We start from the raw sequence: 7,950 nt of genomic DNA on the forward strand, positions 1-7,950 counted from the left end.
CATGGTCTTAATCTCCTCGAAGTTATTACTGATGCTTTAGAAGGTAATGTCTCTGTTTTCCTTTCCTCTATTACTACTAGCTAGGCAGTTACGTATTTTTTAAAAATTACAGAAAATCCTAGTGATGACTGGTTCGCTAAAAATACATCCCCAGAACTTTTACAAAAAGTCTTTAATTATCTACCTGAAGATATAAAACATTCTGCTTTAGAAGAATTAATAAATAATTTAGGCTCAAAATAACATTAACCTGTTAACAGTGACAAATAATTAGTTAATGTACAAAATCCTTAAAAAGTGGGTGACGAGGGATTTGAACCCGCAACCAATAGATTAAGAGTCTACTGCTCTACCGTTGAGCTAGTCACCCGCACGAGTAACTATCATAGCAGACTTCTGACAATTTAGCCAGTGGCACGCTCAAAAAACCAATTAAAGGGGGAATTTGATGGTGAAGGTGGTTTGACCGGCTCCACTCTCTACATAAATTGAGCCGCCTAAATGTCTGACCATTTTCTGCACTAATGCCAATTCCAGTCCAGTGCCGCTATGTTTCCAAGGATCATGTTTGGAAAGGTGATAGAAAGGCTCAAAAATCCGTGACAGTTCATTGCTAGTAAGCTCTAGTCCTGAATTGCTAATATTAAGCTCTACTGCATCCCCTGTCAGGTGAGCAGAAACTGTGACAAATTCACCTGCTGGGGTATATTTGCAGACATGGTTGAGTAGTTCGGTGATAATCCTCTCCATATCTGTGATATCTGTCTCTAAAGGCGGCAGTGCATGATCAATACTCAGGTTTAACTGTTGCCCCTGGCAGTTGGTGAGGTCTCGAAAAGATTCGACAATGGGGTGAAGCCAGCTTTGTAAGTCAATGGCAATCAAAGTTGGGGGTTCAGGTTCAGCTTCGAGATATGTGAGTGTGAGTAGGTCGTTAATTAACTTGCTTTCTCGCGCACACTCGTTATGCAGAATCTGCAAGAGTTGTGGAACTATTTCTATATCTAATATTTCTGCTGGTGTGAGGACACTTTCGAGGGTTTGGACTGCAAGGCTGATGCTAGTTATTGGTGTCCGCAATTCTTGGGACAAGTTTCTGAGAAATTGGTTTTTGAGCTGATCGCCTTTTTCTAATTCTTTTACCTGTTCCTGGTTTTTTTCGTAAAGCTGGGCTTGACGAATAGCGATCGCACATTCATTTGCTAACTGCTGCACTAACTCAATTTCAAATTTATCAAAGCCTTCTTGTGTCAGTCTTGTCAACCAAATATTTCCCAAAATCCCTTGAGGATCGAAAATTGGACAAGCCATCTGGGACATAACCAATACGTTTGGTTGCCATCCCGGCACAATTTCCAAAAATTGCAATGGTTGTTTTTGCAACAGCGGCTGATAAACTTCAAGACGGTCTGTAATTTGTCTGGTCAATCCTTGAGATTGGGGTAGGTTAATGGTATGCTCGTAAGTAATAGTTACCAGGGTTTGGCAGGTGCTATAGAGTTCGATTTGGCAACGAGCAAGGTTCAGTAACTCTGCTAATTCCTGAGTCACTGTCTGCAACACCTGAGGTTGATCCAGACAGTCGCGGATTTGTTCTGTCATCCGTCGCACCAAGGCTTCAAAGTTTCGCACCTGCTGCAACTGATTTATGTGCTTCTGTTTTTGCAACTCTAACTTTGCTTCGAGATCCTTAATCTGCTGATGAAGTTCTGCCTGTCTAGCAGCAATGCCGATTTGAGTTGCTAACTGCTTGAGTAAGTCAGTTTCTGTTTGCTGCCATTGATGCGATTGGTGGCAATGGTGGGCAATTAACAGCCCCCACATATCTTGCTCTTTTAAAATCGGCACGACTAAATTGGCTCTGATCTGCAAAGATGCCAGGAAATCTATATGGCAAGGATGCAACCCGGTTGCATAAATATCCTCGACAACTTGAATGCAATCTTGCTCGTAGTCTTCTCGATGTTTGCCACCCAAGCAGGGATCGGTGATCTTTTTTCGCAACATTGGATCACTCGCAGCCACACTTGATTCGGCAATGATTACCCCACTTCCATCAGCCTCAAAGCGATAAATTAACACGCGATCGCAATTCAAAAACTGCCGCAGTTCAATTATTGTCTGATGCAGAATTGTCTCTAATTCTACAGATTGGTGAATTCGTCCAGCGATCGCTTCTAGCAATCGCTCCCGTTCAACTTGGAGTCCGACTGCTTGTTCTGCTTGCTTAACTGGGGTGATATTGCTACTAGTACCAATCAGTCGATAAATCCTATTAGCATCCCTTAGTGGGGTGAGAGTCGTACTCCACCAAGTAGGAACCCCCTGGAATTGCAAACATTGTTCGTAAGAAATAGTTTGACCGAAATGCACACACTCGGCGTAATGCTGACGCACCTTAGCAGCATCGATGGGGGAGAGAATATCCTCTGGTTTTTTGCCTCGAAGCTCATCTGAGCGAATGCCTATCCACCGCTCATGAGTGGGATTAAGTGCCACATACCGAAAATCTCCATCCTCCAGAACATCTACTACAAATATTGATGCCTGCACAGAATCGTACATGCTCAGTAAAAACTGCTCACTACTACTTTTATCATCTACTTCGGTGCCGAAGAGAATCTGAGGAGGTGATAATTTTGTCAACTTTATAGTTGATTCCGCTGGATTTATATTCATGCGAGAGTCCCTTTCTGGTATTACTGACTCTTCTAGGCGCTCTCTTGTCGTTACGCTTGTAGTAGATGCACTTTAGCGCCTACAGCAAAGTATTGTCAGCTGTTGCTCATCGAAATTTAGATATTTCTTTACTTCTTGTCAGAAATCTAGGAAAGCTAATAGGAGTCAGCTTAACAAATCCTGCTTTTTGAAGGCGAAAATACATTTGCAGGTTGGGACAAACTTACTAAAAGTTAATTTTTGACAGTTTATTAGGATTTTTGCATATATCTAAGTGTAAATATCAGTATACATCAATTAATTTTATATTTCTTAATAAGTTTTTGTTTACTATATCTGAGGAAAGAAGTAGGGAAATGGGAACTTATGATCGCAATTTGTGAGCATTCATTCCTGTGAGGATACCAACCAACAACCAAGTGATAGCTAATCCCATGACTTCGCCGAAGAATAACTGCGTCAGGCGGCGCAAGATCATCCCCACAGCAGAACCCACTGGGACAGCAACAGCCCAACTTGCCGAAGACACAAATATCCATCGCCACGCCATAGGCTGGGGAATTGCCAACCATTGTACCAATCCAATCCCCAAGCCGCCAAGCACTCCATAAATCACCCCAGACAGGATTCTCAGAGGGAAAATCTGAGTGCTAGGTACTATCCAACCCACTGCACCAATACCGATCGCAGTGATGATACTCCAACCCAAAAGACTTGACAAAATCCACCTGATACAAAATGCAGGTTCTTTCAGAAGACAACCTTGAAAAAGTGCGATTGCAAATCCGCCGATAGCTGCTTCTACTACTCCAATATCTGGTTTTTCACCGACTTCAATTAAGAGTAAACTTAATAAAAAACCGCCAAAAGTAGCAAAAGTCCACAGCAATGTAAAGCTAAATCTAGTATTTTCTGGCGCGAATGGCATCAAACTTTCTTTATTTTTAATGGTTTGACAGTTTTAGCATTAAACATATCAAAAAAAGCTTTACGTCGCTGTTGGGGTGATTCTGGTACGATGTAACCCCACAGACTCTCCCAGTAGAAAAAAGAGATACCATTAAAATTGCGATCGCGCACTGCTTGAACCTGTTCTCTAACTTGTGCGATTTTCACAGGATTACGTACTGTTCCCGTTGATATACCAATTTCTACAGGAATTAGACTTTGAGCCAATTTCACAGATGGTTGTTCCAGTTGAGCGATAAAAGAGTTTTTGTCATTTCGATAAACCTGCAAAATTAACTCATCAATTAAACCTTTTTTTACCCAATTTTCCCAATCTTGCAAATAGTATTTGTAGGCAAAAGCTTGATAGTTGGGAGACAGAGATATTCTGACTTTGGGCTTAACTGCCTTCACAGCTTGATAGATTTCTGCCATAAAATCAGTAATTTTATCTGCTCGCCAACGCATCCATTCTGAGTTAAAAGGATCAGTTGGGGGATTTTTGCCTTGATGCTCTTGTTGGTAGAGTTCAATAGTGAAGCGATCGTAACCAAACTGTACTGGCATTCCAAAGTGGTCATCAAGCTGAATACCATCCACATTGTAATCCTTAACTACTTCCAAAATTAGCCCTTGGATAAACTCTTGTACTTGTGGATGTAAGGGATTCAACCAAGCCAACTTACTTACCAAAACATTATCGAGTTCTTCCGGTGGGGCATCTTGGATAGATTTTATACCTTGTTGTCCAATTGTCAACCAGTCGGGATAACGCCTTGCTAATTGTGAATAATGGGGCGTCATAAACCCGTATTCAAACCAGGGGATGACTCTCAAATTTTTATTTTTAGCAAGTGTGACTATCTTTGTTAAAACATCCTGTCCAGCGTGCATGAAGTTAAGCAAAGGTTGAGTTTCCGAGCCTGTAGTCATTTGAGCTACACCACTTTTATAAAAAGTATGTCCTCGGTTCCAAACTACAGGATAAATTGTGTTAAATTTGAGATTCGATAATTGATTTAGAGCTCGGTTAATACCCCAAGGTACAAATAGTACACCACTAGCAACATTAGTGAGCCAAACGCCGCGAATTTCTGTAGTTAAAGAACTTGTTTTTTGGCAATAGACTGGGAGTGAAGAGACTGAAAAGAGTGAAAAAACTGTTAAAGTGACTACTAATCCCAAACACAGTAAGTAAGAAATATAACCGCGAACAACCCGATTCATTTATAAGTGTGACCTAGTGCGATCGGAATATATATAACTACAAAATAAACTTGTAATCCTCCGGATGATGTAAACAAATGATGATTTTACGCCATGATTTAAATTAAAAAATGTGCTTTAGCAGACTATTCTCGCTATTTTTAATTCTGTGAAAGAAGTAGAAGGGATTAATTAAATCAAAGCTCGTAGTAAGCGGCTCTAACCTCTTAAAACCTTATACCAAGTGATAAATCGCTCGCTATGAACAAAAGTTTTATATTACATTTAATTACGTCTATTTACTTATACCAATTCTGTATGAAGATGCGCCAAACTACATGAGAAACGAACTACAAATAACGCATAGACATGTTCGCGTTGGCGAAGCCCCTCGTAGAGAAGCGTCTCCTAGAGTTGTGGCTTCCCGCAGGGTAGGACACAAAAAAAGAAAGAAATAAGAAGCCAAGAAAATTTGGCGCAGCCTCACGAAGAAATGGTATTACAACAGCCCATGCTGTGCGTGGTTTCCCCACGTTAGGCGCACCCCTCAAACTCTTGTTCCCAGTCTCAGACTGGAAATGCAGGTAATGAGGCTCTGCCTCCTATACTAACTTGAGGCAGAGCCTGGGAACGAGAGTAACTGCGAATGCACCTTTACAGAAAATTAAAATCTTTCCACACCTTCAAATTGCTTGAGTGCCGATGCATTTGCTGCTTCACCACAAGTTCGTGGTGTAGGAAATATCTTTTCAGGATTTGCTAACCCTTTAGGATTAAAAACTTGCCGCACCCATTGCATAGTTTCTAAATCAACTTGGCTAAACATCTGTGGCATATAACACTTTTTCTCTTCACCGATGCCATGCTCACCAGAAATACTACCACCGACTTTGACACAAAGTTTGAGAATTTTCCCACCCATTTCTTCTACTTGCTCTAATGCTCCAGGTACAGAATTATCATAAAGAATTAGTGGATGAAGATTGCCATCGCCAGCATGAAATACATTAGCAACTCGATAACCGTATTGCTCACTTAATGTCTTAATCTCGTGCAAAACATAGGGCAACTGAGTCCGAGGAATTACACCATCTTGTACATAATAATCTGGACTTAAATGGCCAGCTGCAGCAAAAGCTGCTTTGCGTCCTTTCCATAATTTCAATCGGGTTTCTGGGTCAGTAGCAGAAGTAACATTACGCGCCCCATTCTTTTTACAGATTTCGGTAATTCGCTGCTTATTTCCTGCAACTTCCACTTCTAAACCGTCAATTTCTATTATTAAAATAGCAGTAGCATCGCGGGGATAACAATTAGTTGCTACAACATCTTCAACTGCATTGATGCTGAAGTTATCCATCATTTCCATGCCACCAGGAATAATTCCAGCGCTGATGATATCAGAAACAGTTGCTCCAGCAGCTTCAATGCTAGTAAAATCTGCCAGCAACACACAAATTGATTCTGCACTTTTGAGAATTCGCAAAGTAATTTCTGTGGCAATTCCTAAAGTGCCTTCAGAACCAACAAACACACCCGTTAAATCATAACCTGGCATTTCTGGGATCTGTCCGCCTAAATCGATAATTTCCCCTGACGGCGTGACAATTTTTAATCCTAAAACGTGGTTAGTGGTGACTCCATACTTGAGACAATGGACGCCACCAGAATTTTCGGCAATGTTGCCCCCAATAGAGCAGATAATTTGACTAGATGGGTCAGGAGCGTAGTAAAAACCAGCACCACTAACAGCTTGTGTTACCCAACTATTAATCACCCCTGGTTGAACAATCGCCCGTTGATTTTCCAAATCAATGCTGAGGATTTGCCGCATTAAAGAAGTGACAATTAAAACAGAGTTTTCTAATGGTAAAGCGCCACCAGATAGACCAGTGCCAGAACCGCGAGCGATGAAGGGTATAGAATATTGATTGCATATTTTCACCACTTGGGCAACTTGTTCTGTAGTTCTAGGTAAGACCACCACAGCCGGACGTTGGCGATAGCCAGTTAAACCATCGCATTCATAGGTAATGAGTTCTTCGCGGCGTTGGACAACACCATTTTTGCCAAGAACAGCTTCAAATGCTTTAATAATGGGTTTCCAGTTGAGTTGTTTTTTATCTTGGGTAAGCATAGTTTTTTAAAGTTCAAGGTAGATGTATGGCGTATTGCTGGCTTTTTTGGAACGCTTTAATTACTATTGTTGCAAAAATAGCAGTCAAGAGTGAGTAAAAAGTGATCGCACTCATCTTCAGCAATAATTTGGATGGGTGGATGGAGAGGTATCATATATACAAGTGGCATTAAGTTTATTTAAGTTACGGACTAAGGCGAGGTAAGGGAACATTACCAGTATTTAAGCAGAGCTTATAATGCAACTAACTAAAGAATAGATTCCCCTCTATCGTTGATATAATACTTCCGCCCACTAACTTCGACCCTTGCAACACCATTAAAAAAACTACCAGCTTCATCAAACTTTGGCACGATAGCCCATTCTCCTCTCTTGTTAATATAACCCCACTTACCACCGATAATGCCAAAAAATAAACTTACTTGACCACTAACATTAACTGCTGCTAATCCGTGAGAAAAGTTACGAGCCATATCAAAATAGGGTGGGATAATAAACTTTTGCCGATGGTTAATATAACCATACTTATGATCAATCAAGGTTAACTTGAGTAATAATAAATCTGATTGAGCCTAACAAAAAAGGTGATGAACTAGGCAAAAATCTGCAAAGTTATAAACATATGTGGGCAAGTTACTACATCGTATATGATCCGAATCAGCAATTATGAGAAAAAGTACTACGCGTTTATGAACTTAGGGGAAGACGCTACTTTGAAAGTCAAGAAACTTGGCTTGAACAAGTTGGTTTAGGTATAACTTTGTGGGAAGGTACATTTGAAGATAGACAAGACACTTGGTTACGCTGGAGCTACCAAGATGGTACTGTTTTGCTGACTGGGATGAAAGCGCAGAACAGGAACGACAACGTGCTGAACAAGCAGAACAATCTGACTTTTCCCGTTAAGTCTTGAAAGGCTTACTAGTAAAGGATTTAAGAAACAGCACAGCAAATACGGTAAAGTAATTGCAATCGAGTGC

5 protein-coding genes, 1 tRNA gene and 1 pseudogene are annotated in these 7,950 nt (G+C 40.8%); 1 reads left to right on the forward strand and 6 read right to left on the reverse strand.

Annotation, left to right across the window (positions count from 1 at the left end; genetic code table 11):
- Positions 1-298: 298 nt before the first annotated feature.
- The 6 genes from V7K21_RS07665 to V7K21_RS07690 all read right to left on the reverse strand — a co-directional run bounded on the left by V7K21_RS07665 (position 299) and on the right by V7K21_RS07690 (position 7,509).
- Positions 299-370 (reverse strand) — tRNA-Lys (locus tag V7K21_RS07665).
- A 62-nt stretch (positions 371-432) separates the two neighbouring features.
- Entirely contained in the window at positions 433-2,679 is a 2,247-nt protein-coding gene (locus tag V7K21_RS07670) for a sensor histidine kinase (RefSeq protein WP_335173007.1), read from the reverse strand.
- 364 nt (positions 2,680-3,043) lie between these two features.
- The gene (locus tag V7K21_RS07675; RefSeq protein ID WP_335173009.1) at positions 3,044-3,607 is read right to left on the reverse strand and encodes a hypothetical protein; all 564 of its coding nucleotides are present in this window, start codon (positions 3,605-3,607) and stop codon (positions 3,044-3,046) included.
- The gene (locus V7K21_RS07680; RefSeq protein ID WP_335173011.1) at positions 3,607-4,854 is read right to left on the reverse strand and encodes a glycoside hydrolase family 10 protein; all 1,248 of its coding nucleotides are present in this window, start codon (positions 4,852-4,854) and stop codon (positions 3,607-3,609) included. The genes V7K21_RS07675 and V7K21_RS07680 overlap by 1 nt, the downstream gene beginning before the upstream one ends.
- Before the next feature lie 643 nt (positions 4,855-5,497).
- The gene (gene glcD / locus V7K21_RS07685) at positions 5,498-6,970 is read right to left on the reverse strand and encodes a glycolate oxidase subunit GlcD (protein WP_335173013.1); all 1,473 of its coding nucleotides are present in this window, start codon (positions 6,968-6,970) and stop codon (positions 5,498-5,500) included.
- A gap of 248 nt (positions 6,971-7,218) precedes the next feature.
- Positions 7,219-7,509 carry a WG repeat-containing protein gene (locus tag V7K21_RS07690; protein ID WP_335173015.1) on the reverse strand — a complete coding sequence of 97 codons (291 nt, stop codon included), beginning with the start codon at positions 7,507-7,509 and terminating at the stop codon, positions 7,219-7,221.
- A 35-nt stretch (positions 7,510-7,544) separates the two neighbouring features.
- Here V7K21_RS07690 and V7K21_RS07695 point away from each other — a divergent pair.
- Positions 7,545-7,876, forward strand: a pseudogene (locus tag V7K21_RS07695) (Uma2 family endonuclease); the annotation flags it as partial.
- Positions 7,877-7,950 lie beyond the last annotated feature (74 nt).

The organism is Nostoc sp. (assembly GCF_036919595.1).
GTDB lineage: Bacteria > Cyanobacteriota > Cyanobacteriia > Cyanobacteriales > Nostocaceae > Nostoc.